The sequence below is a fragment of the Mesorhizobium sp. Primo-A genome (assembly GCF_003997175.1).
In the GTDB taxonomy this organism is placed as follows: Bacteria; Pseudomonadota; Alphaproteobacteria; order Rhizobiales; family Rhizobiaceae; genus Mesorhizobium; species Mesorhizobium ciceri.
In genome coordinates this window covers 1-25,205 of the sequence record NZ_RZTG01000007.1, presented here as the reverse complement: position 1 = coordinate 25,205, position 25,205 = coordinate 1, and the positions used below count along the sequence as shown (strand labels likewise).

General features: G+C 62.7%; 18 protein-coding genes and 1 tRNA gene. 8 read left to right on the top strand and 11 right to left on the bottom strand.

Annotated features, from left to right (window positions below; all coding sequences use genetic code 11):
- Positions 1 to 19: 19 nt before the first annotated feature.
- Complete coding sequence (locus EOC83_RS14100) at positions 20 to 1,366, bottom strand: FAD-binding oxidoreductase (protein WP_063170079.1); 1,347 nt, start codon at positions 1,364 to 1,366, stop codon at positions 20 to 22.
- Between the two features lie 81 nt (positions 1,367 to 1,447).
- On the opposite strand from EOC83_RS14100, the gene EOC83_RS14095 reads away from it, so the two are divergent.
- Positions 1,448 to 2,134 carry an ATP-binding cassette domain-containing protein gene (locus EOC83_RS14095; RefSeq protein ID WP_063170078.1) on the top strand — a complete coding sequence of 229 codons (687 nt, stop codon included), beginning with the start codon at positions 1,448 to 1,450 and terminating at the stop codon, positions 2,132 to 2,134.
- A 26-nt stretch (positions 2,135 to 2,160) separates the two neighbouring features.
- Complete coding sequence (gene lhgO / locus EOC83_RS14090; RefSeq protein ID WP_199489664.1) at positions 2,161 to 3,351, top strand: L-2-hydroxyglutarate oxidase; 1,191 nt, start codon at positions 2,161 to 2,163, stop codon at positions 3,349 to 3,351.
- A 413-nt stretch (positions 3,352 to 3,764) separates the two neighbouring features.
- Here lhgO and EOC83_RS14080 read toward each other — a convergent pair.
- Both EOC83_RS14080 and EOC83_RS14075 read right to left on the bottom strand, forming a co-directional pair.
- Positions 3,765 to 3,841 (bottom strand) — tRNA-His (locus tag EOC83_RS14080).
- Between the two features lie 369 nt (positions 3,842 to 4,210).
- Positions 4,211 to 4,669, bottom strand: a complete 459-nt coding sequence (locus EOC83_RS14075; protein ID WP_013530255.1) for a phasin — start codon at positions 4,667 to 4,669, stop codon at positions 4,211 to 4,213.
- 248 nt (positions 4,670 to 4,917) lie between these two features.
- Here EOC83_RS14075 and EOC83_RS14070 point away from each other — a divergent pair, with 248 nt between their 5' ends.
- Positions 4,918 to 8,700, top strand: coding sequence for a PAS domain S-box protein (locus tag EOC83_RS14070; RefSeq protein WP_063170076.1), 3,783 nt, complete (start codon positions 4,918 to 4,920; stop codon positions 8,698 to 8,700).
- Between the two features lie 324 nt (positions 8,701 to 9,024).
- On the opposite strand, the gene EOC83_RS14065 is transcribed toward EOC83_RS14070, so the two are convergent.
- A complete protein-coding gene (locus tag EOC83_RS14065) occupies positions 9,025 to 10,983 on the bottom strand; it encodes an acetoacetate--CoA ligase (RefSeq protein ID WP_063170466.1) in 1,959 nt (652 codons plus the stop codon).
- Between the two features lie 289 nt (positions 10,984 to 11,272).
- On the opposite strand from EOC83_RS14065, the gene EOC83_RS14060 reads away from it, so the two are divergent.
- A complete protein-coding gene (locus EOC83_RS14060; RefSeq protein ID WP_024505753.1) occupies positions 11,273 to 13,126 on the top strand; it encodes an AsmA family protein in 1,854 nt (617 codons plus the stop codon).
- 18 nt (positions 13,127 to 13,144) lie between these two features.
- Here the strand turns inward: EOC83_RS14060 and EOC83_RS14055 are convergent, their stop codons facing one another.
- From EOC83_RS14055 to EOC83_RS14030, 6 genes are all read right to left on the bottom strand, one after another.
- Positions 13,145 to 13,963, bottom strand: a complete 819-nt coding sequence (locus EOC83_RS14055; RefSeq protein ID WP_013530251.1) for an ABC transporter permease subunit — start codon at positions 13,961 to 13,963, stop codon at positions 13,145 to 13,147.
- A 4-nt stretch (positions 13,964 to 13,967) separates the two neighbouring features.
- Positions 13,968 to 14,942, bottom strand: coding sequence for an ABC transporter permease subunit (locus EOC83_RS14050; protein WP_063170075.1), 975 nt, complete (start codon positions 14,940 to 14,942; stop codon positions 13,968 to 13,970).
- 9 nt (positions 14,943 to 14,951) lie between these two features.
- Positions 14,952 to 16,091 carry an ABC transporter ATP-binding protein gene (locus EOC83_RS14045; RefSeq protein WP_063170074.1) on the bottom strand — a complete coding sequence of 380 codons (1,140 nt, stop codon included), beginning with the start codon at positions 16,089 to 16,091 and terminating at the stop codon, positions 14,952 to 14,954.
- Between the two features lie 84 nt (positions 16,092 to 16,175).
- On the bottom strand, positions 16,176 to 17,273 hold the full coding sequence (locus EOC83_RS14040; protein WP_013530248.1) for a polyamine ABC transporter substrate-binding protein: 1,098 nt from the start codon (positions 17,271 to 17,273) through the stop codon (positions 16,176 to 16,178).
- Between the two features lie 340 nt (positions 17,274 to 17,613).
- Positions 17,614 to 18,564 (bottom strand): DMT family transporter, encoded by a 951-nt coding sequence (locus EOC83_RS14035; RefSeq protein WP_063170073.1) that lies wholly within the window; start codon positions 18,562 to 18,564, stop codon positions 17,614 to 17,616.
- Between the two features lie 150 nt (positions 18,565 to 18,714).
- Entirely contained in the window at positions 18,715 to 20,157 is a 1,443-nt protein-coding gene (locus EOC83_RS14030; RefSeq protein WP_013530246.1) for an XRE family transcriptional regulator, read from the bottom strand.
- Between the two features lie 228 nt (positions 20,158 to 20,385).
- Here EOC83_RS14030 and aceA point away from each other — a divergent pair, with 228 nt between their 5' ends.
- The 3 genes from aceA to EOC83_RS14015 all read left to right on the top strand — a co-directional run bounded on the left by aceA (position 20,386) and on the right by EOC83_RS14015 (position 22,659).
- Positions 20,386 to 21,675, top strand: a complete 1,290-nt coding sequence (gene aceA / locus EOC83_RS14025) for an isocitrate lyase (RefSeq protein ID WP_063170072.1) — start codon at positions 20,386 to 20,388, stop codon at positions 21,673 to 21,675.
- A 58-nt stretch (positions 21,676 to 21,733) separates the two neighbouring features.
- Entirely contained in the window at positions 21,734 to 21,976 is a 243-nt protein-coding gene (locus EOC83_RS14020; RefSeq protein ID WP_006202762.1) for a hypothetical protein, read from the top strand.
- 278 nt (positions 21,977 to 22,254) lie between these two features.
- Positions 22,255 to 22,659, top strand: a complete 405-nt coding sequence (locus EOC83_RS14015; protein WP_224621462.1) for a response regulator — start codon at positions 22,255 to 22,257, stop codon at positions 22,657 to 22,659.
- 83 nt (positions 22,660 to 22,742) lie between these two features.
- On the opposite strand, the gene EOC83_RS14010 is transcribed toward EOC83_RS14015, so the two are convergent.
- Entirely contained in the window at positions 22,743 to 23,456 is a 714-nt protein-coding gene (locus tag EOC83_RS14010) for an HAD family hydrolase (protein WP_063170071.1), read from the bottom strand.
- Positions 23,457 to 23,601: 145 nt separating this feature from the next.
- On the opposite strand from EOC83_RS14010, the gene EOC83_RS14005 reads away from it, so the two are divergent.
- The gene (locus EOC83_RS14005; RefSeq protein WP_027035719.1) at positions 23,602 to 25,038 is read left to right on the top strand and encodes a glutamine synthetase family protein; all 1,437 of its coding nucleotides are present in this window, start codon (positions 23,602 to 23,604) and stop codon (positions 25,036 to 25,038) included.
- Positions 25,039 to 25,205: the final 167 nt, after the last annotated feature.

Here is a 25,205-nt window from a genome sequence, read left to right as displayed (position 1 = left end):
TGGCGGGCGGCAGAAATACTTACAGCGATGGTCCCAATCGGATCGGGCTGCCGTCGCTGAAACGGGATTGACGGAACCTGTGGAGATTGTGCCCGGTCTCGTTGCCCTGGATCAAATCGGACAGGATGCGGCCCATTCCGGGTCCTATGCCGAAGCCGTGGCCGCTCATCCCGGTCGCGACAACGAGGCCTGGGAACGCAGCGGCGCGATCGACGATGGGCACGACATCAGGCATCGCATCGATCATGCCCGCCCAGCTCGCCTTGAGCGGTACGGTCGTGAACTGAGGGAAAAGCTCCCTGAACCCGCCGTCGATGGCGCGGAGCGCCGACGTCTCGGGAGCCGGATTGAGGACGCGCATCCGTTCGAAAGGGCTTTCTTCATCCGCGTTCCAGCTGCGCGGGGTCGACCAGCCGTCCGGGTAGCCTCGCGGCGCGGCCGGCAGGTAGCGTGTGCCGAACGGATTGGCCATCAGGGCGCTGACATATTTGCCTGCATGGCGAAATGCGTCCGGCCCTATGTAGAGTTGGCTGCTGCCTCCCGATGCGAGCGTGTACCCGCCATCCTGCCTGCGCCGGAAAGCGATGCGTTCGTCCGCGGCGGCACCGGCGTGGATTTCCGCCATCGGCGCTGTCGCAGCGACAGTCGCCCTGACGCTGAGCTGCGGAATCGAGATGCCGTGGGCGCGCAGGAACAGCGACGTCCACGCGCCGCTGGCGACGAGGACGCTCGAGGCCGCGATGAGCCCTTTCTCGGTCCAGACGCCACTGATGCGTCCCGCGGAGATGTCGAGCATACGTGCCGCGCAATTCTCGATGATCGTCGCGCCTTCGCGGGCCGCCAGGCGAGCAAGCGCGGGCACGGCGACCCAAGGTTCTGCCCGCATGTCCGATGGAGTGATCATTGCGCCTTTGAACAGTCGCGACATGGCCGGGATCAGGCTTGCCAGCTCACCCTGGTCGAGGAGACGCGTGTCGACGCCATGAGCCTGGGCGATCTTCAGGAATTTCGCGAAGCCGGCCATCTCCTTGTCTGTTCGCGCAAGATAGGTAACGCCCGTCTGCTTCAGTCCTATGTCCTCGCCACATTCCTGTGCCAGTTGCCGCCAGAGGCGCTGCGCTTCGATGACGATCGGCAGTTCGTCGGCATCGCGGCCCTGCTGCCGGATCCAGCCCCAGTTGCGCGAGGATTGCTCGGCGGCGATGCGTCCCTTTTCCAGCAGCGTCACCGAGACGTTCCGCCGCGCCAGGAACAGTGCCGTGGTCACGCCAATGACCCCGCCGCCGATGATCACGACGTCCGAGGTCCTCGGCAGGGGCTGCTGGAACTGGATCGGGGTGGCTTCAGTGAAGGGGAAGATTGTCAAAGAGCACTATCCTTTGGCATTCCGCAGCGGCGTCCGGTCTACACACTTGATATCAGGGCAGCGATATCTGGCCGCCGTGAGATGTCGATACCACGCGAGGAGATTGATCGTCAGCTGCTGCTTGCCGGGAACGACGAGGCCAGATCGCGGCGCCGGCAAATCCACGCTTCTGAAATCAATTTCCGGGCCATGGCGCCGACCGGGGGCACGCTTGCCTTCAACAGCGAGTCGATCGCCGGCCAGGCGCCGGAAAAGCTATGCCGGAAGGGCCTGGCACTGGTGTCGGAAGGCCGCAGTATCTTCCGGACACTGACGGTGCGGGAAAACCTGCTGCTCGGCGGCATGATCCGCAAGGACAAGGCCGAAGCGGCCGCCGATCTGGGAACGGGTTCTGGAAATCTTCCGATCCTCAGGACCCGCTACCGCGGCGTTGCCGGCCACCTTTCCGGCGGCGAGCAGCAGCAGCTTGCCATCGCCCGCGCCATCCTGCAGCGCCCGTCGCTGATGATGATCGATGAACCGTCGCTTGGCCTTGCGCCGCTGGTGATCGACCAGGTCTACGAAAGCCTCCGCCAGCTTAACGCCAGCGGGCTGACCCTGCTCGTCGTCGAACGGTCCACCGCTCGCATTCTCGACCTCGCTTCCCGCGTCTACGTGCCGCGCAACGGCCATAACGCGCTGGAGGGTTCGGCAAGCGAGCTTGCCGACGGGCATGCGCTGGAAAAGGCCTATTTCGACTATGGCGATCGTCAGACGGCGCACGCATAATCGGGCAGGCAAGGGCTACAACAATGATTTTCGACTACTGCGTCATCGGCGGCGGCATCGTCGGCCTGGCGACGGCCATGCGGCTGCTGGAAACATATCCCGGCTGCAGCCTGATCCTGTTGGAAAAAGAGGAGGCTCTCGGCAAGCACCAGACCGGCCACAACAGTGGTGTCATCCATGCCGGCATCTACTATCCGCCAGGCAGCCTGAAGGCCGAGCTCTGCCGCAAGGGCGCGGATGCCACCAAGGCCTTCTGCCAGGAGAACGGCATCCGCTTCGATGTCTGCGGCAAACTGCTCGTCGCCACCTCCGCACTCGAAGTGCAGCGCATGGAGGCGCTCCACGAACGCTCGAAGCAGAACACGATCGAAGTCCGGCGCGTCAGCGAGGGTGAATTGAAGGAGCGGGAACCGAACATCCGCGGTCTCGGCGCGCTTTTCGTGGCCTCGACCGGCATCGTCAGCTATGCCGATGTCTGCCAAGCCATGGGGCGGCGCATCAGGGCGCTTGGCGGCGAGATCCGCCTGTCGACGCGCGTCACCGGCATTCGCGAAGTCATCGATTCCGTCGATATCGCGTCGGCCGGCGAAAACTGGCAGGCGAAAAAACTGGTGGTCTGCGGCGGTCTCCAATCAGACCGGCTGGCCGTGCTCGCCGGGCTTTCGATCGAGCATCGCATCGTTCCCTTCCGCGGCGAATACTATCGCCTTCCCGCATCGAAGAACGACATTGTCCGCCATCTGATCTATCCCGTCCCGGATCCAGCCCTGCCCTTCCTTGGCGTGCACCTGACGCGGATGATCGACGGCAGCGTCACGGTCGGGCCGAATGCCGTTATCGGTTTTGCCCGCGAAGGCTATCCACGGCTTTCGTTCAATGTTTCGGACATGGCCGACTACGCGCTGTTTCCCGGCTTCTGGAAAACCGTGTTCGCCAACCGCGGATCTGCGGTAACGGAACTCCGCAACTCGCTCTGGAAGCCAGGCTATCTGAAGGAGTGCCGGAAATACTGTCCGAGCCTCAAGCTCGCCGACCTGCTCCCGCACGAAGCAGGCATCCGCGCGCAAGCCGTGCGCAAGGACGGTGCCCTCATCCATGATTTCCTGTTCGCACAAACGGACCGCATGCTGCACGTCTGCAACGCGCCTTCCCCCGCCGCCACCTCGGCGATCCCGATTGCAGAGATGATTCGAGATCGCCTCATACAGGGCTGCTGAAAATGAGGCGGTACGCACTGGAGCCCAACTGAACGCTGGAGTATCTGCCTTGGCCAAGAAGGGAATTAGGGCACCGGCCGCGGCCAACGCAGCTTTTGCGTCGGAACCAGATCGGCGCACCACCAGGCCAGCAATGCCGCTCCCGGCGAGAGGGTAGCAACTTGGCCTGCGGTTTCCGCAAGCAAAGGTTCCGTGTGGACGACGGCTTTTTTGGCTGCGCAAAGATCTCAGGCGAAACGACGGCTGACGTCATTGGCAGGGTTCGCTCCCGGCTGACCGCCATTTTGTCGACCGTCATAGCTGGACGGCCTCCCTATGGCACCAGAATGGTACACGTCCATAAGACGCACCGACACCCAAGCCAGCCTAGCTAACCAGAAGCCTTTAAGTCTTTGAAATTATGTCTCTATTTATGGTACCGTTGGCTGGGATCGAACCAGCGACCTCCGGATCCACAATCCGGCGCTCTAACCATCTGAGCTACAACGGCACGTTGCCTGAGCGGATCGAAACAGAAACTCATCCGCCGCTCTGTCGTTCGGCGATGCGTCCTTACGGGCTTATGGATTCTAATTCAAGGCTTTTGGAAAGCAAAGGTCACTTCCCCACATCGGCGCGGCATTCGCCCGGCAAGAAGGCGCAGGCAAGGACCAGGCGACGGACAAAGAAAAAGGCCGGCGGGAGGAGGTGCCGGCCTTTTCCTGTTACGAGCCAGCGGGAGGAGGTGCTGGCTGGTCACCCCGGGGAGCAGAGGGAGGAGGTTCCACTCACCGGGTATTCCTTGATGGCTGCCATCATACACCTGATCGTTTTTAAGAAAATGCGACCTTTTGTTGCATCTTCAGATCATGCGCAAATGTTAGGCAACCTTGATTTCCTTCATCGCCTTCTCGAAGGCGGTCTTGATCGGCTTGGAGACGTCCTCGGCGGCCTTGGAGGCAACGGCCTGGAAGTCCTTGGCCTGCTCGACGGTCGATTCGACGCGCTTGCGCAGGAAGGCGGTCTGCAGCTCGACGACTTCCGACAGCGACTTGGCGCCGATCAGGGCTTCGAGGTGGGAAAAACCGGCCTCGGCATTGGCACGCAAAGCGGAGATGGTCTTGAGCGACAGGTCGTTGGAAACGGTCTTGGCGGTCTCGTAGGTCGACTCCAGAGCCTTCTGGGTCTCCTCGGCGCCGGTCTTCAGCTTGGCATAAGCCTCTTTCGACTGCTCAACGCCCTTTTCGGCGAAAGCGCGAATCTGGTCAGTGGCCTTGGAAGCGTCGAAGCTCGGGAATTCAACGTTTTCGATCGTCTCGGCGGTCTTGGTCCTGGACATTTTCCATCCTTTTCAGCGGCAGCGGCTTTGACAGAAAGCCGTCTCGTTCATGTATGATGGCAATATAAAGGCAAATTTTGTGCATTGCAATATCTTTGTTGCAGTGCACCATAAATTTCTTTTGGGCCGTTAACCAAGAGCCCAGATTCCAGCCTTTGCACGTTCTGGCTTGTGGACCTTCGCGCCTCCGGCTTTTATTAACAAAGCGTTAACTGCAAAATCGCCGCTCCGTGAGGTCCGCCAAGCGCATGCCGTCCGAATATTCCTTCCTTGATGTCGCCGTGCTCGACGCGGTCCGCCAGCGCTTTGCCGCAGGCGACGCGATCGCGATCCTGTCGGCGGATCTGGAGCAGGTGATCTGGGCCAATGGGCCAGGAGCCGCGATGTTCGGTTATCCCGACATCGAGGCGATCATAGGCGCCTCGGCGCAGTTGCCCGTGATCGCCAGGCGCCAGATCATGGCGACCAGCGGATTTCCCGAGATTGGCAGCGACCGCGCCATCATGGTGCGGCTGGCGACCGGCATGACCAGCCGCGCCGTCGGCTTCCTGGCCAGTGCGGTGACCATGCCGGACGCCGAGAAGGCGATCATGCTGGCAGTGCCGGCGGCTCAGACAGGGTCACGCAGTGCCGGCGAAATCGCCGCGCGCGCCATTAGCGGCTTCACCGAGGATGGTCATTTCATCGCCTTTGTCGATGCCAGGGGCAACGTTGAGGCGGCCTCGGAAGGATTTTCGGCACTGGGCATCCTGCCGGAGACGCTGGCAGCACTGGTTGCCGACGTCGCAGCCGAGAGCGACCGCATCGTCAAGCGCCTTGTCCCGGGCGGCACGGCCTCCTACCCGGCGGGGCTGGCAAGATTGACCGAGGAGCGGCATCTGCTGGTGGTGATCGACGAGGACCAGCTCGACGACACAGCCCCTGCGGGCGAACACCTCACGCAAACCATTGCCGAGGCGGCACCAGCTGGCGATGCGGCTTCGCAGCCGGAACAGGGTGGCGAGACGCCGACCGAGGAACCAGGCGCCGCACTGCCGACCGAGGACGTCGCCGCATCGCAGCCGCATGCGATCACCGACGTGATCGGGCAGGCGCCGACGGCTGCCAACAGCGATCAGGCGGCAGCAGAGCCCACACCGGCGCAACACGACCATTGGTACTTCAACGCCGGCGAGGACGGAGGGGAACAGGCGCCGCGACCAGCTGCGTCCGGACCTGAAGCGCCTCAAGAACCGGCGGCCCTGGAAGTCCAGTCCACCTCCGCGGCCACGCCGACGACCGTCTCGGCGATAGACCGCGCAGCGGCGCCGGTGCGCTTCGTCTGGCGCACCGATGCCGAAGGCAAGTTCAGCGCGCTGTCGCCGGAATTCGCCGACATCGTCGGCAAGCCGGCGGCCGACGTGATTGGCCGACGCTTCAGGGATGTCGCCGCCACATTCGGCCTCGACCCCTCGGGCGAGATATCGGGGCTCCTCGAACGGCGCGATACCTGGTCCGGACGCTCCGTGCTGTGGCCGGTCGTCGGCACCGATCTGAAGATACCCGTCGACCTGGCGGCGCTGCCTGTCTATGGGCGCAGCCGCGCCTTCGAGGGTTTCCGCGGCTTCGGCGTTGCCCGCGCCAGCGACGCGGTCGTCGATCCGGAGGCCATCGGCATGGCGCTGGTGCCCAATGGCCGGGCGCCGGCAACGCCGGAACCGCAAGTCATCCAACCCGCGCCCGAACAGCCGAACGCTGAGGAGCCCAGGGCCGAGGACGCTCAGGCATCGGATCCGTTCAAGGGCGAGGTGCCGGCGCTGACCATCGTGCCGAAACAGGAGCGGCGCTTTGCCGACAAGGTGATCCGGCTCGCCGAACATCGCCAGCCAGCCAACGACAAGGGCCTCTCGACCCTGGAACGCAGCGCCTTCCGCGAAATCGGCGAGCGGCTGAAGAAGGAGAGTGCTCCGGTCGAGCCACCAGAGACTGAGACTGCTGAGGCGTCGGCAGCGGAGACCGAGGCTCCGGTCAAGGCGTCCGACGACCCGATGCGCACCGGCGGCATCCCTGCGTCAGGGCCAGAGAACGAACCGGTCGAGCCATCCGAGACCGATGTCGATGCCGAAGACGAGCAGGATCTGGCACGGCTTGACGGTCACCCGGACGAAGCGGCTCGTGAAGCCCCCCCTGGGATGAATGTGACGGGCTCGTTGCTGGACTATGCCGGCCAAGATGACGAACGTGGCCCCGTGGCGGCGGAACCAGAGAACACCGCTGCGGTTTCGCCCGGCGAAGAGCCTGAAGCCACTGACGCGACACATGATGTCCTCGATGACGACAGCATGACGTCAGCAGATTTTCGCGATGCCGAAGACAGCGAGGATTGGGCGCAGCCCGACGAGGAAGCCGCATCGCCTGACGAGCAGGCGGTTGCCGCGCAGGCCGTCAATGCAGGCGACGCTGCGGAAATACGCGTCGAGCGCCCTCGCCTGCAGGTTCCGCCGCTCAAGGCCGAAGGGTTCGTGCCGTCGGCGTTTTCCGCCGGAGATGAACACAAGGCCCCGGACACGTCGCTGCTCGGTAAGCTGCCCGTGCCGCTGCTCATCCATTCCGGAGACCAGTTGCACTATGCGAACGAGGAATTCCTCAGCCTGACCGGCTACGAGGCGCTCGACGATCTGGCGGATGCCGGCGGCCTCGGCGCGTTGTTTGCCGACCCCTATGCCGACGACGGCGTTTCCGACGGCACCGATCGCGCGCTGCGGTTGAAGACGCGTGATGGACAGGAATTCCCGATCGAGGCCATTTTGCGCTCTGTCCCCTGGCGCGACGGCAAGGCGCTGATGCTGGTCGTGCGACGCTCCGGCGAGGATGATGCGCCGGCGAGCCTGCATGTGGTTGGCGACGAGCAGACGCAGCCGGATATTTCCGAGCTCAAGGTGCGCATCGCCGAGATGCGCACCATTATCGACACCGCCACCGACGGCGTCGTGCTGATCGGCCGTGACGGCACCATCCGATCGATCAGCCGGCCGGCCGAAGCACTGTTCGGCTTCGACAGCGACGATGTGACCGGCAAGCCGTTCGCCTCGCTGTTTGCCATCGAAAGTCAGCGCGCGGCACGCGACTATCTCAACGGACTGTCCGAGCCCGGCGTGGCGAGTGTCATGAACGACGGCCGTGAGGTGATCGGTCGCGAATCGCAAGGCCGCTTCATTCCGCTGTTCATGACCATCGGCCGGCTGCCCAACGACAGCGGCTTCTGCGCCGTCGTTCGCGATATCACGCAGTGGAAGCGGGCCGAAGAGGACTTGACGCAGGCACGTGCGGTGGCCGAGCGCGCGTCCTCGCAGAAGACCGATTTCCTCGCCCGCATCAGCCACGAGATCCGCACCCCGCTCAACGCCATCATCGGCTTTTCCGAACTGATGGTCGACGAGAAGTTCGGACCTGTCGCCAACGACCGCTACCGCGACTATCTGCGCGACATCAACCGCTCGGGCAATCATGTGCTCGACCTGGTCAACGACCTGCTCGACATCTCCAAGATCGAGGCCGGCCAGCAGGAGATGGCCTATGAGGCGGTGTCGCTCAACGACACGCTGGCCGAGACGGTGGCGATGATGCAGCCGCAGGCCAATCGCGAACGGGTCATCATCCGCTCCAGCTTCGCTTCGCGGCTGCCGGAAGTGGTGGCGGACCTGCGCAGCGTGCGCCAGATCGCGCTCAACATCCTGTCGAATGCCATCCGCTACACCCAGGCCGGCGGCCAGGTGATCGTCTCGACCGCCTATGAGACGTCGGGCGACGTCGTCATGCGGGTGCGCGACACCGGCATCGGCATGAGCCATGCCGAGATCGAGCAGGCGCTGAAGCCGTTCAAGCAGATCAACGCGCTGAAGCGCGGACGCGGCGACGGCACCGGGCTTGGACTGCCTTTGACCAAAGCGATGGTGGAAGCCAACCGTGCCCGGTTCACCATCAATTCGACCCCGGGCGAAGGCACCTTGGTCGAGGTCGCTTTTCCATCGACCCGTGTGCTCGCGGAATAGATCAGCCCTCCACGCTTCGATCCCGATAAAAAGAAAAAGGCGCCCAAAGGCGCCTTAAGAGATGGGATTGCTGTCACAACGGGGGCTTGAGCGAATTCGGATCCTCGGGGCTGAGGAACGGGATTTCTCCCTCAAGTTACCTGCGACTATCGACGCCGGACCTTAACAACCCCTTACCGGGGCGCCGGAAAATTTACGAATGTGTACCACTCATGAAATCTAGGTAAATTCTAGCGAGATATTTCGTTAACCATTCCGAAGTCACTTTTTCATACGTGTCGTTGCCTCAAAACCGGGCCACTTTTGAGCGACATGCATTAGCAGCTACTCGGCCAATTGCGGCAGGTTCTTGAACAGCTCAAGCGCCTCTGGATTGGCGAGCGCCTCCTTGTTCTTGATGGCGCGGCCATGCACCACGTCGCGCACCGCAAGCTCGGTGATCTTGCCCGACTTGGTGCGTGGGATGTCGGTGACGGCGACGATCCTTGCCGGCACGTGACGCGGGCTCGCGCCGCTACGGATTTTTGCCCGTATGCGTTTTTCCAGATCCTCGTCGAGCTGCACGCCGGCGGCCAGGCGCACGAACAGGATGACGCGCACGTCGTTGTCGAAGTCCTGTCCGATGCACAATGCTTCCAGGATCTCAGGCATCTGCTCGACCTGATTGTAGATCTCCGCCGTGCCGATCCTCACCCCGCCCGGGTTGAGCGTGGCGTCGGAGCGGCCATGGATGATGAGGCCGCCATGCTCGGTCCATTCGGCGAAATCGCCATGACACCAGACATTGTCGAAGCGCTCGAAATAGGCCGCCCGGTACTTCTTGCCATCGGGGTCGTTCCAGAAGCCGATCGGCATCGCCGGAAAGGCTTTTGCGCAGACCAACTCGCCCTTCTCCTGTCGGACCGGCCTGCCGTCGTCGTCCCAGACATCGACGGCCAGGCCGAGGCCGGGTCCCTGGATCTCGCCGGTCCAGACCGGCTGCGTCGGCACGCCGAGCACGAAGCAGGAGACGATGTCGGTGCCGCCGGAGACCGAGGCCAGATGTACGTCCTTCTTGATGCCGTCATAGACAAAGCGGAAATCTTCCGGCGACAGCGGCGAGCCGGTGGAGGAGATTGCCCGCACAGTGGACAGATCATGCGTGCGGATCGGCTTGAGGCCGGCCTTGCGCACGGAATCGATGAACTTGGCCGAGGTGCCGAGGAAAGTCATCTTCTCGGCATCGGCGAAATCGAACAGCACATTGCCGTCGGGGTAGAAGGGCGAACCGTCATAGAGCAGCAGCGTCGCACCCGAAGCGAGCCCCGACACCAGCCAGTTCCACATCATCCAGCCGCAGGTGGTGAAGTAGAAAAAGCGGTCGCCGTCGGTGAGACCGGCATGCAGCCGGTGTTCCTTGACATGCTGGATCAGCGTGCCGCCGGCCGAATGGACGATGCATTTGGGAATGCCGGTCGTTCCCGACGAAAACAGGATGTAAAGCGGATGCGAAAACGGCAGCGGCTCGAAGGCGACGGGCTTGCCGGCGAAGGGCGACAGCGCCTCTTCCAGCGCCACCGCCTTGTCGATGATCCCGGCGACATCGCTCGATGTGCCGAGATAGTCGACGACCAGGATCTTGCGGACAGTGCCGAGCTTGGCCGCGACCGCGGCGATCTTGTCGGCGACTTCGATCGCCTTGCCATTGTACCAATAGCCATCCGGCGCGATGAAGACGACGGGCTCGATCTGGCCGAACCTGTCGAGCACGCCCTGCTCGCCGAAATCGGGAGAGCAGGACGACCAGACGGCGCCGACCGAGGCGGCGGCCAGCATGGCGGCGACGGTCTCCGGCATGTTGGGCATCATGGCGGCAATGCGGTCGCCCTTCTTCACCTTGAGCGACAGGAAAAGCTGCTGCAGCCGCGAGGTCAGCGCGTGCAACTCGTTCCAGGACAGCCGGCGCTCGACCTTGTCTTCGCCGCGAAACACGATTGCGTCGCCTGAGCCGGTCTTCTTCAGCAGATTCCCGGCGAAATTCAGTGTCGCATCGGGAAAGAAAGAAGCGCCGGGCATCTTGTCGCCGTCGACGAGCAGCTTGTCGCCCTTGTCGCCGACGATGCCGCAGAAATCCCAGACCAGGCTCCAGAACCCTTCACGGTCCTCGACCGACCAGGCGTGAAGCTGCGAATACGAGGAAAACGCTACGCCGGCTTTGACTCCGGCGGCTTTGGTGAAGGCGGTCAAGGGTGCTGCGTCAATCTGGTCTTGCGTCGGGGTCCAGAGCGGTTGTTCGGCAGCCATGATCGTTCCTCCACGGTCGCCATCGCTTATGCATATCGCAGCGCAGCAGAGCAAGATTTTGTTCGGCTGATGCGACCAGATGTGCGCAAATGCCATCGCCGGGCCATAAAGACTTGAAATGCCTCAGCCCTAAGTCGTAGTGACAACTTGAAGTCGTAGTGACGGCCGGAAGTCCTGGTCACGACTGGAGTCGTGGTGACGACCGGGGCCGTGGTGACGACCGGGGTCGTGGTGACACCTGGGGTTACACCCGTCGGGCGATTGTCGGAATGGAAGCATACGGGGCCATATGCCATCATCTATGATCCGGCGCGGAATATGGGCGATCGGCGCTGCCGTGATCGTCGTCGCGCTGGTCGTTGCCGCCCTGCCGCTGATTGCCTCCACCCGTATCGTGCGCGACCGCATCGCCTGGGAAATGAGTGCGTGGAGCGGCTTCCGTGTCGCCATCGACGGTTCGCCGCGTATCGAGGTCTGGCCGACATTCCGCGCCATCCTGACCGATGTGACGCTGTCACAATGGACCGACACCGAGGCGCCGCCGGTGGTCGAGGCAGAACGGGTCGAGGTCGACCTTTCCGCCATGGCGGCCTTGCGCGGCGACGTGGTGTTTTCGACGGCGCGGCTGGTGCGGCCGACGATCCGGGTCCAGCGCACGCCTGCCGGCCTTTTCCTGCCCGCTGTCCCGACCGGCGGGCGCATCACGCGCTCCATCGACACGGCGCGCGGCCTGGTCAACGCCGACCCCGCCAAACCGGACCTCGACAAGCTGCCTACCGACACCTTCGGCACGGTCGAGTTTCGTGACGGCCGCATGGTAGCCTCCATCGGCGGCAAGGACGTCGAGATCCTGAGCAGTTTGAACGGTCAGGCAAATTGGGCGGCGATGAACAGCAATGCGACGCTGTCGGCAACCGGCATCTGGCGGGGCGAAAGCGTCGCGCTGGACGTCGCCTCGGCCAAACCGCTTGTGCTGTTTGCCGGCGGCACGGCGCCGCTGACACTGTCCTTCAAGGCGGCGCCCGCCACCTTCTCGTTCGACGGCACGGCCAGCATGTCTGAAAATACCTATTTCGACGGTCAAGCGAAGTTCTCGGCACCCTCGCTGCGGCGTGTCCTGGAATGGTCGCAGGCCGGCATCGCTCCGGGTGCGGCGATCGGCTCGGTCAGCATTTCGAGCAAGATCACCGCGACCGGCGGGCGCGTCAAGTTCGACAACACGGCGATTGCACTCGACAACAATCCGGGGATGGGTGCGCTGGACCTCTCGCTTGGTGAAGCACAACCGGTGATCTCCGGCACGCTCGCCTTCGACACGCTCGACCTCAGATCGTTTCTGTCGGCCTTCACCCCGCTGGTGCCGACCGGAGGGGCGGGGCCTGGCGAAATCGACACAAGTTTCGCCGACAAGATCAATCTCGATCTCAGGCTGTCGGCGGCGCACGCCACGGCGGGGCCGATCCAGCTCGCCGACGTCGCCGCCACCGCACAGGTCAAGGATGGTCTGTCCGTCTTCGACATCTCCGATGCCTCGGCCTTCGGCGGCAACATCCAGACCAGCCTTCGCTTCGATCGCAAGCCGGAAGGCTCGCAAGTCGAAATCCGCCTTCTGGCGTCCGACATCGACGGCGGTGCTTTCGGCACGGCGGCAGGGATGACGCGGCTGGTGCCGGTCGGCACGGGCACCGTCTCGGTGATCCTCAAGGGGCCGGGCAGAACCTGGGATTCCATCTTCGACAATGCCGACGGCTCGGTCTCGGCGACCTTCGGGCCGGGTGCGTTGAGCAAGCTCAACCTGCCGGCCTTCCTCAAACATACCGAACAGGGCGGCTTCTTCGCGCTCGACGATGTCTCCGACGCAACATTGCCGATCGACGGTGCCGAGATCAAGGCAACCATTTCGAAGGGCGTGGCGCGAATCGACAAGGCCGAGGCCAATTCAGCGAAGTACAAGATCTGGCTGTCCGGCATCGCGTCCTACGCCGGGCGCGGACTGGCCTTGTCCGGCGGCGTCATTCAGCCGGATCAGGCGGCAACGCAGGCCAACGGCCAGCAAGGCCCCAACCAGTCGTCGTTCTTCGTCGGCGGAACCTGGAGCACGCCGTTCATTTCCCCGATCAGCCGCGGCGTTTCGGGGGAATAAGCGGTCGCGTTTTCGTCTTCAGCCGCGTTGCGCGGCCTGCTCGTCGAGCTGGCGCTGCACCTCACGCCGCTTGTTGGCAAGCGAGGCGATGATGACGCCGATCGCCACGACGGCGATCAGGATGGTGCAGGCGGCGTTGATTTCCGGCGTCACGCCGAGGCGAACCTGGCTGTAGATCTTCATCGGCAGCGTCGTCGCGCCCGGCCCCGAGGTGAAGCTGGCAATGACCAGATCGTCGAGCGAAAGGGTGAAAGCCAGCATCCAGCCGGAGACGATCGCCGGCATGATGACCGGCAATGTGATCTGGAAGAAGGTCTTCACCGGCGTGGCGCCAAGATCCATCGCGGCTTCCTCCAGCGAGCGGTCGAAAGTCATGAGCCGCGACTGCACGACCACGGCGACGAAGCACATGGTCAGCGTGATGTGGGCGAGCGTCACGGTGAGGAAGCCGCGGTCGAGCCCGACGGCGACGAAGAGCAGCAGCAGCGACAGGCCGGTGATGACTTCCGGCATGACCAGCGGCGCAAAGACCATGCCGGAAAACAGCACCCTGCCCTTGAAGCGCGTGTAGCGGGTCAAGGTGAGTGCCGCCAGCGTGCCCAGCACCGTCGCAACCGTGGCCGAGATCAGGCCAACACGCGCCGTCACCCAGGTCGCGTCCATGAGACCCTGGTTGTGGAACAGCGAGACGTACCATTTGGTCGAGAAACCGCCCCAGACCGTGACCAGTTTCGATTCGTTGAACGAGAAGACGATGAGCAGCACGATCGGCAGGTAGAGAAAGGCAAAGCCAAGCACGATCGAGGTGATGTTGAAGCGGCTCCAGGTGGCGTTCATGAGGTCACCTGTCCATTTCCTGAGCGCGCGCCTGAGCCCGCTGGAAGAGCATGATCGGCACGATCAGCAGCAACAGCAGGATGACGGCCACGGCCGACGATACCGGCCAGTCGCGATTGGCGAAGAACTCGTTCCACAACGTCTTGCCGATCATCAGCGTCTGCGATCCGCCGAGCAGATCGGGAATGACGAATTCGCCGACAGCCGGAATGAACACCAGCAGACAACCGGCGATGACGCCGGGCAGCGACAGCGGGAAGGTGATTTTCCAGAACGCACTGGTCGGCGGGCAACCGAGATCCTTGGCCGCCTCGATCAGCGAATAGTCCATCTTCTCGAGAGCGGAATAGAGCGGCAGCACCATGAACGGCAGGTAGGAATAGACGATGCCGATGAAGATCGCCGTATAGGTGTTGAGGATGATCAGCGGCTGGTGGATGATGCCGGTGGCGAGCAGCAGCTGATTGAGCAGCCCTTCGGGCTTGAGAATGCCGATCCAGGCGTAGACGCGGATCAGGAACGAGGTCCAGAACGGCAGGATGACCAGCATCAGCAAGGTCGGGCGGATCGTCGCCGGCGCGCGCGCCATGCCGTAGGCGATGGGGTAGCCGACGAGCAATGTCAGGACCGTCGAGACCGCGGCGATGATGACGCTGGTCACATAGGCGTTGAAGTAGAGCGCGTCCTGCGTCAGCCAGGTGTAGTTGTCGAGGCTGAGCTGTTTCAGCTGAGCCAGGAACCCTGAGATACCGCCGCTGAAATCGAGCGCCGGCGTATAGGGCGGAATGGCGATCGCCGTCTGCGACAGCGAGATCTTGAAGACGATGACGAACGGAATGAGGAAGAAGAACAGCAGCCAGACATACGGGATGATGATGACCAGTCGGCCAACGAAGGCAGCACCCAGCCTGGCAAGGATGGATCTGCCGGCATTGGATGCCGGAGAGGCTGATGCTGTGGTGACGGCGGCGCTCGACATGGTCGCCCCCTACCGCGTCAGCACGACGCCGGCGTCGGGCCGGAAGGAAACCCAGGCGCGGTCGTTCCAGCTCAACGGATCCTCGGTGATGCGGGCCGCGTTCATGGTGCTGGCGCGCACCACCTGGCCGTCGTCCAGCCTGACATGATAGACGGTCATGTCGCCGAGATAGGCGATGTCGTAGACCTCGCCCTCGATGGCGTTGACGGCCTCGGCCGGCTTCTTCGACGACACCTTGATCTTTTCGGGCCTGATGGCGAAGGTGACGGCCGTCCCGGCCCCGGCGGTGCCGGCATTGTCGGTGCGGATGGTGATGCCGTTGCCGGCGTCTATGCAGGCGCTGCCCGCCTCGCCACGCGCGATCTTGCCCTCGAACATATTCACGTTGCCGACGAAGCCAGCGACGAAACGCGATCCCGGCGCCTCGTAAACTTCGGCCGGCGTTGCCACCTGCATCACCTCGCCCTTGTCGATGATGGCGATGCGATCGGCCATGGTCATCGCCTCTTCCTGGTCGTGGGTGACGACGACGAAGGTCAGGCCGAGATTCTGCTGCAGGTCCATCAGTTCGAACTGCGTCTCTTCGCGCAGCTTCTTGTCCAACGCGCCGAGCGGCTCGTCGAGCAGCAGCACCTTCGGCCGCTTGGCGACCGAGCGGGCGAGCGCGACGCGCTGGCGCTGGCCGCCGGACAGTTGATGCGGCTTGCGCTTGGCGAACTGCTCGAGCTTGACCAGCTTCAGCATCTCGGCAACGCGCGATGCGATTTCGGGCTTCGGCATGCCGTCCTGCTTGAGGCCGAAGGCGATGTTGTTCTCGACCGTCATATGCGGGAACAGCGCATAGGACTGGAACATCATGTTGACCGGCCGCCGGTAGGGCGGGATGCCGCGCAGATCCTGGCCATCGAGCAGAATGCGGCCGGCTGTCGGCTCCTCGAAGCCGGCGAGCATCCTGAGCAGCGTCGACTTTCCACAACCGGAAGCACCGAGCAGCGCGAAGAACTCGCGCTCGAAGATGGTCAGAGACAGATTGTTGACGGCGGTGAAGTCACCGAACTTCTTGGTGACGTTGTCGAACTGGATGTACGGCTTGGCGTTCGGGTCGTTCCACGGTGCAAAATCCCTGCGGATGCTGCCAAGCGATTTCATGTCCCACTCCGTCCTGATTTTCTTGCTTCTTGCCCCAGGTAAAAACGGTCCCGGCAGGTGGCTGCCGGGACCGTGTCGGATTGCTTACTGGCCGGTGACGATCTTGGTCCAGGTGCGCGTGATGACGCGCTGGGTCTTGGGATCGTATGGCGAGACGGTGTAGAGCTTCTTTATGGTCTCGGCATCGGGATAAACCGAGGGATCCTCCAACAGTGCCTTGTCGACGAATTGCTGCGAAGCCTTGTTGCCGTTTGCGTAGAGCACGTAGTTCGACGACTTGGCGATAACTTCCGGCTTCATCATGTAGTTGATGAACTCGAGCGCCTCCGCGACATGCGGCGCGTCGGCAGGGATCGCCATCTGGTCGAACCACATCTGCGCACCCTCCTTCGGCACGGAATAGCCGATCTCGACGCCCTGCTTGGCCTCGACCGCGCGGTTGCGGGCCTGGAACACGTCACCCGACCAGCCGACGGCCAGGCAGATATCGCCGTTGGCGAGCGCGTTGATGTATTCGGAGGAATGGAACTTCCTGATATAAGGTCGGACCTTGAGCAAGGTCTCCTCGGCCTTGGCGATATCGTCGGGCGATGTGCTGTTCGGGTCGAGGCCGAGATATTTCAGTGCAGCCGGAATGATGTCGGCCGGCGAGTCCAGCACGTAGACGCCGCAGTCCTTCAGTTTGGCCAGGCTGTCGGGGTTGAAGAAGACATCCCAGCTGTCGATCTTGTCGGTGCCGAGTGCCGCCTGCACCTTCTTGATGTTGTAGCCGATGCCGACCGTGCCCCACATGTAGTTGACCGAGTATTCGTTGCCGGGGTCGTACTTGGCCGTGCGTTCCGAAACCGTATCCCACATGTTGGAAATGTTGGGCAGCTTCGACTTGTCGAGCTTCTGGAACACGCCGGCCTGGATCTGGCGCGCAAGGAAATTGCCGCTGGGCACGACGACGTCATAGCCGCTGCCGCCGGCAAGCAGCTTGGTCTCAAGGATTTCGTTGGAATCGAAGGTATCATAGACGACCTTGATGCCGGTTTCCTTGGTGAAATCGTCGATGATCGAACTGTCGATGTAGTCCGACCAGTTGAAGACGTTGACGACACGATCTTCGGCGTGACCGCCGACGGTGAAAAATGTCAGGAATGCCGACGTTGCCGAAAGCCAGAGCGCTTTGCGGATCATGCTATTCTCCTTTGATGAGTGTTCCTTCACCGGCTCGTCGCGACATCAGCGCGACCGGCATTTTCTTCAGACTATTGAGCTTTCCAAGGGGCGACAAGCGCGAACTGCCGAGACCATGCAGGCGGTTCGATGAGATGGTTGGATGCCCCTGAGGCGGCCTGGGAGGCGTGCCAATACCGTCAGAGGCTTTCGCCATGGCGCGGGCAGAGATACGACGATATGGTCCGGTCCCGATCGGACCGGCTGGGAGACTTGGCAAGATACGCCTGTCTTGTTGTTGCCGTATTCCCAGCCTGCCCGTGCCGCAGCGACGTTGTCAATGGCAAAGCTGCAGGCCGCTTCAATTAGGTGACGGCACCCCGGTGACCCCTGCGCGTTCGGGCCTTGCCTGGCGCTTGAATTCGAGCCCGATATGGACGAGCAGCGCCGTGACCACAACCGCGCCGCCGATGATGGTGCGCCCCGACGGCACCTCGGAATGAATGAGCCAGACCCATATCGGGCCGAGGATCGGCTCGAACGTGCCGAGCAGCGCCGCGATGGCCGCCGGGATCAGTCGCGCGCCGGTGGCGAAGAAGGCCAGGCCGAGGCCGAGATTGACCACGCCGAAGGCAAACAGAAAGCCCATGTCACTGACAGATACGGTGAGGGTCGATGCCTGCGAGACGGCAAAGCCGGCCGCGAGCATGGTGCCGAGGCACGTCGCCGGCGTCATGCGCACGCCGGAGAACCGCCGGGTGATGACGGTGGCGACTGAAAACATGACCGCGATCAACAGCGCCAGCCCATCGCCTATGGGCGAGACGGCGCCATCGAGCGATTCCGACACCATGATGGCGACGCCGGTGATGACGGCGGCGATTGCCACCCAGGTCGCGACACCAACCCTTTCGCGAAACAATGCCCAAGCAAACAGCGCCGCCAGCAACGGCACGCCTGCCTGCATCAAAAGGATGTTAGCGACGGTGGTGTAGGCGAGCGCCACGACGAAGGCGGTCGATGCCGTGGCAAAGCAGATCCCGACGGCAAGGCCGGGCAACCCCATGTCACGGAACAGCTTCAGCATGCCACGCCAGCCGTCACGCCAAACCATGAAGCAGACCAGGAAGGCGGCTGCCCACACGGATCGCCAGAAAATGACCGTCCAGCTGTCACCGACAGTGATGAAGCGGGCGATGGCGCCGCCGAAACTCCACATCAGCGCCGACAGGAAGACCAAAAGCATGCCGACGCGCTCCTCGCGCGGCGAGACGGCTGGCGATGCGACGATCGGCGATGCGGTATCGATCATGGCTGCCACTGTCGGGCTCTTGTGGACGGGACGATGCGCAAGGGACGACAAAAAGATGCTCTGTTGGCGTAACGCAAAGGCGCAGGCCGGAACTGAGCCAGCGGCCGCCGACAATTGTGGCACCTTCCTCCATTTCAGAAGAACACGGCGTCACTGAAAATCGAAAGCACTCAGGCCCGTCACCATCTCGTCGAGGCCGAGCGGGCGCGTCACCGGCGGTTCTGCCCGCGCCAGGCAGCCGACGCGTTCGCAAAGCCGGCAAGCAGGCCCGACCGGCGTCGCCGCGACGGTGCCGGCCTTTGCGGTGATTGCCGCACCGGGCAATGCCGCGCCATAGACGATATCGTCACGAAAGCCGATGTCGCAACCGAGCAGCAGCGCGGTGCGGCGCGGGCGTTCCGAGAATGCGCCTTGCGGCCCTTCCAGCGTGCGGGCGATGCACAGGAACTCGGCGCCGTCGGGCATTTCCACTGCCTCGACGAAGACCTGGCCGGGCTGGGTGAAGGCGACATGCACGGGCAGCTTGGGACAGCCGCCGCCAAAGCGGCTTTGAGGAAAGCCCTGGCTGCCGGCCTTGCGGAAGCGGTTGCCGGCATTGTCGACCTCCAGCATGAAAAACGGCACGCCCGAGGCACCCTGCCGCTGCAGCATGGTCAGCCGGTTGGCCGCCTGTTCGAAGGAGACCCCGAAGCGCGAACGCAGGACATCGATGTCATAGCGGGCGCGCACGGCAGCCGCGTGAAAGGCCTGATAGGGCATCATCAGCGCATGCGCCGCATAACGGCCAAGTTCGAAGCGGGCCAGGCGGCGCGCCTCGTCGGTGCTCAGCTTGAGCGCCTGGATCTCGCCGGCGACCGCGACCGTCATGCGGATCAGGCAGGCCTCCATCGCGACTTCGCGCAACTGGTCGAACGGCGACAGGCGTTCGGACAGGAACAGGCGCTGCGAATGACGATCGTAACGGCGGCGCCAGTTCGGCATGGTCGCGACCGGCAGCACCTTGACCACGATGCCATATTCGCGCTTCAGCCAGGCCTTCAGCGCGCCGAACAGATCATCGCCGGGATCGAGCACCGAGGTGAACGCCGCGGCCTCCTCCTCGAGGGCAGCAAAATGGTTCGGCCGGCGCTCGAAAATCTCGTGCACCTCGTCGATCGGCAGGCGGGCGCCGGAGAGCGCCGTCGCCCGACCCTCGCGTGCCAGCAATTCGTTGAGGTCGGACAGGCGCTCGGCCTGCTCGCGATAGGCGCGGAACAGCTTTATCACGGCCGCGGACGCATTGGGCGCCGCCTCGGCAAGCTCGATCAGTTCCTGATCACCCGGCAACTCGCCGACCAGCAGGGGATCGGTGAACACTTCCTTCAAGGCAGCGACAGATCCCCTCGCCTCGCCCTGCAGCTCGTGTGGATCGACCTTGTAGACGGAGGCCAGCCTGAGGATCAGCTGCACCGTCAGCGGCCGCTGGTTGCGCTCGATCAGATTGAGGTAGGACGGCGAAATGCCGAGACCCTCGGCCATCGCCGTCTGGGTCAGGCCCTTGGCGTTGCGAATGCGGCGGATGCGCGGCCCGGCGAAGATCTTCTGGTCAGCCATGGACTGTCCTTTACAGCAATTTACACGAATTCCTGGGCACGGGCCTTTTACAATAATGACAAATTTACAACGCACTTCTGTCAAACGCAACACAGGTTTTCTCTTATATCCTCTCAGTTTACCTGATTTTTGTGGCTGATTTCGCGCAGAAATGTAAATCCAGTCATACCCAACTACCCCCAAATGATTGACGCCTTGACACAGATCAGCAATTCCTCGGAGTGACCAATGACTGATTTTTACAACCTCGTCCCATCGGCGCCGGAAGGTCGCTTCGACGGTATCGAACGACCCTACTCGGCGGCGGATGTGAAGCGTCTGCGCGGTTCGGTGCAGATCCGCCAGAGCCTTGCCGAAATGGGCGCCAATCGGCTGTGGAAGCTCATCCACGAGGAGGACTTCGTCAACGCGCTCGGCGCCATGTCCGGCAATCAGGCGATGCAGCAGGTGCGCGCCGGGCTGAAGGCGATCTACCTGTCGGGCTGGCAGGTTGCCGCCGACGCCAACACGGCTGGCGCGATGTATCCGGATCAGTCGCTCTACCCGGCCAATGCGGCGCCTGAACTGGTCAAGCGCATCAACCGGACGCTGCAGCGCGCCGACCAGATCGAGACCTCCGAAGGCAATGGGCTTTCGGTCGAAACCTGGTTCGCGCCGATCGTTGCCGACGCCGAAGCTGGCTTCGGCGGGCCGCTCAACGCCTTCGAAATCATGAAGGCCTTCATCGAGGCGGGCGCCGCCGGCGTCCACTATGAGGACCAGTTGGCGTCGGAAAAGAAATGCGGCCATCTCGGCGGCAAGGTGCTGATCCCGACTGCGGCGCACATCCGCAACCTCAACGCCGCGCGCCTGGCGGCGGACGTGATGGGCACGCCGACCCTGGTCGTCGCGCGCACCGATGCGGAAGCCGCCAAGCTGCTCACCTCCGACATCGACGAGCGCGACCAGCCTTTCGTCGACCACGACGCCGGGCGCACGGTTGAGGGTTTCTATCATGTCAGGAACGGCATCGAGCCCTGCATTGCCCGCGCCATCGCCTATGCGCCGTACGCGGATCTGATCTGGTGCGAGACCTCGAAACCCGACCTGGCGCAGGCCAGGAAATTCGCCGAGGGCGTGCGCAAGCACCATCCCGACAAGCTGCTCGCCTACAATTGCTCGCCGTCGTTCAACTGGAAGAAGAACCTCGACGACGCGACGATTGCCAAGTTCCAGAAGGAGCTCGGCGCCATGGGCTACAAGTTCCAGTTCATCACGCTCGCCGGCTTCCACCAGCTCAACTACGGCATGTTCGAACTGGCGCGCGGCTACAAGGCGCGGCAGATGGCGGCCTATTCCGAGTTGCAGGAAGCGGAGTTCGCGGCCGAGGCCGATGGCTACACCGCGACCAAGCATCAGCGCGAGGTCGGCACCGGCTATTTCGACGCCGTGTCGATGGCGATCACCGGCGGCCAGTCGTCGACCACCGCCATGCATGAATCGACGGAGCACGCGCAGTTCAAACCGGCCGCCGAATAGCGAACAGAAAAACTCAGAGGAAACGCCCGACAGGGCTTGGGACACAAGGAGAAAACCAATGGCATCGATAAGCCGCGTCAAGGAACGCGCCGAGGAACAGTCGACAACGATGAGCGTCGACCAGCAGGCGACGATCCGCATGCTGGCCAACGACCTGCACCGCCTCAACCAGTCGGTTATGAAGGCGGTCGAGGCGGGCGTCTCGGTGGAACTCGTGCGCTCGGCACGACATCACGGCGGCGACGGCAACTGGGGCGATCTGCTGATCCCGGTGATCGTCACGCAGCAGAGCCACGGCTGACTGAAATTCATGCAACCGACCCTTCACCTGCGCAGCCCCTGCGCAGGTGAATTTTCTTTTTATGAAATGCACGTGTGGACAGTCGAGTACAGTAGCGTTGCTTGAAATTCACTGTCCCGGCGATGATTTCGGGCACTTTTATTTCAACTTGACATAGGCTGCGATCTCACGCCAATTGCGCTCCGGATTCAACTCTGCATTGAAATAGGGGCGAGCTTCTTGGCTGACTTGTGTGCCCGGTGAATCGCGAAGGCGAGACTCCAAGACATCCGAATCTGGTGACCCGCGGCTCAACCACCGAGGCGATCCGTGATCCGTCGCAGGTGCTTGTCGTCGGCAGGTCGCCAATCAATCGCGTGGTGATTTCAAAGATCGTCGAGCGATCCGGGCTCAAGCCGATTTCGGAATCTCCCGACACGGCGGCAAGGATCTTGCGGTCGCTCATTCCCGGCGCGGTTGTCCTTGACGGCGGCGCCGACAACAAGGACTGCGACAATCTGATGTCCAGCATCGACGCGTTGCGCCGCGCCTCGGGCAAATCGCTGCCACCGGTAATCCTGCTGTCAACCAAGAATGGCACCACGGAAAGCCTGGGCCTGTCTGGTGTCATCGACGTGGTGATCGCCAAGCCGATCACGCCCGAACGGTTGCAACCGGTGATCGATCGCCTGATCGGCCGCTGAGGCAATTGCGGGAAAGTGTATAGCGGTTTTTCCGTCCGGAATCGAAACCAGGTAAGGCCGGGCGACCACGGATCGCCCGGCGATCAGGGATCGATGATGCTTTCGATCAGTCCGGGCAGTTGTCCGAGATCGGATATCTGGCGGAACCTCGATTCGGTTACCGGCGCTTCGACATGCTCCAGCACCCAGGTCAGTTCATGCGGCACATGAACACCCCAGCCGCCGGCCTCGATGGCCGGCACCACATCCGACTTCAGCGAGTTGCCGACCATCATGCTTTTCGCCGGACCATCGCCGTGGCGGTTGAAGAGCCTGCTATAGGTGGCAGCATTCTTGTCGCTGACGATCTCGACCGCGTCGAACAGATCGCCAAGGCCTGAGCCAGCCAGCTTGCGCTCCTGGTCGAAGAGGTCGCCCTTGGTGATCAGCACGAGGCGGAATGCGCCGGCAAGCTTTTCGACCGTCTCGCGGGCGTGCGGCAAGGCCTCGATCGGATGGCTCAGCATCTCGCGGCCGGCATCGAGAATCTCCGCTATGACCGAGCCCGGCACGCGGCCTTGCGTGACCTCGATCGCCGTCTCGATCATCGACAGGGTAAATCCCTTGATGCCGAAGCCATAGACAGCGAGGTTGCGCCTTTCGGCCTCCAGCAATCGTGCCGAGATGTGCTCCGCTTCGCCATGGTCGACGAGCATGGCGGCAAAGCGCTTTTCCGTCAGCCGGAAGAACTGCTCGTTCTGCCACAACGTGTCGTCGGCGTCGAAGCCGATCGTCGTCAGTTTGTCATTGCGCCGCATTGAACGCCTCGATTGGAATTGGGACGGCCGAAACTAAGCCGATTGGCGTGATTTTCAACCGCACCGGGCAATGCCCGACGCGGCTCCCCTTCCCTTCCATAGGAGGGCACGGCTATACTCCACAATCCGCAACCCAATCTGGTGAATGATGCCGCCTGCAAAAAAGGAAGTCCGTCCGTCGAGCCGCGGAGGACGCGCCCGCACGCCTGCCTTCGTGAAAAACCAACGAGGCGTCAAGAACTGGAAGGAAGTCAGCGCCTGGCTGGAATGGCGCGGCATCGAGGACATCGAGTGCATCACGCCCGATCAGGCAGGCGTCGCGCGTGGCAAGATGATGCCATCGAAGAAATTCACCTCCAACACCTCGCTGGCGCTGCCGTCGGCAGTCTTCATGACGACGATATCCGGCGGCTACCCCGAGGATGGCAACGGCTTCCATTACCCGGAAGACGACGGCGACCTCAAACTGATGCCCGACCTGTCGACGCTGACGGTGGTGCCCTGGGAAGAAGACCCGACGGCAGCGGTCATCTGCGACCTCGTCCACCAGGACGGACGCTCGGTCGAGTTCACGCCGCGCAACGTGTTGAAGCGTGTGGTGGCCGCCTATGACAAGCTCGGCCTGAAGCCTGTGGTGGCGCCCGAGATCGAGTTCTACCTGGTGCGCAAGAATCCCGACCCGGACTATCCGCTGACCCCGCCGGTTGGCCGGTCGGGACGCGCGATCGGCGGCGGCGCCGGCTATTCGATCGCCGGCGTCAACGAATTCGACGAACTGATCGACGACATCTACCATTTCTCCGAAAGCCAGGGCCTGGAGATCGATACGCTGATCCACGAGGAAGGTGCCGGCCAGTTGGAGATCAATCTGCGCCATGGCGACCCGATCGAACTGGCCGACCAGGTGTTCATGTTCAAGCGCACCATTCGCGAGGCGGCGCTGAAGCACGAGATCTACGCCACCTTCATGGCCAAGCCGATCCAGGGGCAACCCGGCTCCGCCATGCACATCCATCAGTCGATCATCGACAAGAAGACCGGACAGAACATCTTTTCGGCCGCTGACGGCTCGGAAACCGACGATTTTTTCCACTTTATCGGCGGCATGCAGAAGCATGTGCCGAACGCGCTGGTGATGTTCGCGCCCTATGTCAATTCCTACCGCCGGCTGACACAGGCGGCGTCGGCGCCGGTCAACAACAAATGGGGCTATGACAACCGCACCACGGCGTTTCGCGTGCCACGCTCGGATCCGGCGGCACGGCGCGTCGAAAACCGCATCCCGTCCTCCGATGCCAATCCCTATCTGGCGCTGGCGGCATCGCTTGCCTGCGGGCTGATCGGCATCACCAACAAGATCAAGGCCGAGCCCCCGGTCCTGACAACGGCCAATGCCGACGAGATCGACCTGCCGCGCGGCCTGCTTGAAGCCGTCGACCTGTTCGAGGGCGACGAGGAACTCTGCGCTCATCTGGGCAAGTCGTTCGCCGCGACCTATGCGGCGATCAAGCGCGCGGAATTCGAGACCTTCATGGAAGTGATCAGTCCGTGGGAGCGGGAGTATTTGTTGCTGAATGTTTAGCGAATAGCGAATAGCGAATAGCGAATAGCGAATAGCGAATAGCGAATAGCGAATAGAAATGATGAGACGGGCGACACAGTCTCGATCAACCCTCACTTTTCAATTCTTCCCTATTTGCTACTCGCTATTCGCTATTCGCCTCCCCTCCAAATCTCCGAGTCTTCACC

Excerpts from the sequence above, each read along its gene's own strand:
- EOC83_RS14030 (WP_013530246.1), bottom strand. The coding sequence starts at position 20,157 with ATGGCTGACCAGAAGATCTTCGCCGGGCCGCGCATCCGCCGCATTCGC.
- aceA (WP_063170072.1), top strand. The coding sequence starts at position 20,386 with ATGACTGATTTTTACAACCTCGTCCCATCGGCGCCGGAAGGTCGCTTC.
- EOC83_RS14060 (WP_024505753.1), top strand. The coding sequence starts at position 11,273 with ATGCCATCATCTATGATCCGGCGCGGAATATGGGCGATCGGCGCTGCC.
- EOC83_RS14040 (WP_013530248.1), bottom strand. The coding sequence starts at position 17,273 with ATGATCCGCAAAGCGCTCTGGCTTTCGGCAACGTCGGCATTCCTGACA.
- EOC83_RS14065 (WP_063170466.1), bottom strand. The coding sequence starts at position 10,983 with ATGGCTGCCGAACAACCGCTCTGGACCCCGACGCAAGACCAGATTGAC.
- EOC83_RS14050 (WP_063170075.1), bottom strand. The coding sequence starts at position 14,942 with ATGTCGAGCGCCGCCGTCACCACAGCATCAGCCTCTCCGGCATCCAAT.
- EOC83_RS14005 (WP_027035719.1), top strand. The coding sequence starts at position 23,602 with ATGATGCCGCCTGCAAAAAAGGAAGTCCGTCCGTCGAGCCGCGGAGGA.
- EOC83_RS14055 (WP_013530251.1), bottom strand. The coding sequence starts at position 13,963 with ATGAACGCCACCTGGAGCCGCTTCAACATCACCTCGATCGTGCTTGGC.
- EOC83_RS14035 (WP_063170073.1), bottom strand. The coding sequence starts at position 18,564 with ATGATCGATACCGCATCGCCGATCGTCGCATCGCCAGCCGTCTCGCCG.
- EOC83_RS14010 (WP_063170071.1), bottom strand. The coding sequence starts at position 23,456 with ATGCGGCGCAATGACAAACTGACGACGATCGGCTTCGACGCCGACGAC.
- EOC83_RS14095 (WP_063170078.1), top strand. The coding sequence starts at position 1,448 with ATGTCGATACCACGCGAGGAGATTGATCGTCAGCTGCTGCTTGCCGGG.
- EOC83_RS14070 (WP_063170076.1), top strand. The coding sequence starts at position 4,918 with ATGCCGTCCGAATATTCCTTCCTTGATGTCGCCGTGCTCGACGCGGTC.
- EOC83_RS14045 (WP_063170074.1), bottom strand. The coding sequence starts at position 16,091 with ATGAAATCGCTTGGCAGCATCCGCAGGGATTTTGCACCGTGGAACGAC.
- EOC83_RS14020 (WP_006202762.1), top strand. The coding sequence starts at position 21,734 with ATGGCATCGATAAGCCGCGTCAAGGAACGCGCCGAGGAACAGTCGACA.
- EOC83_RS14075 (WP_013530255.1), bottom strand. The coding sequence starts at position 4,669 with ATGTCCAGGACCAAGACCGCCGAGACGATCGAAAACGTTGAATTCCCG.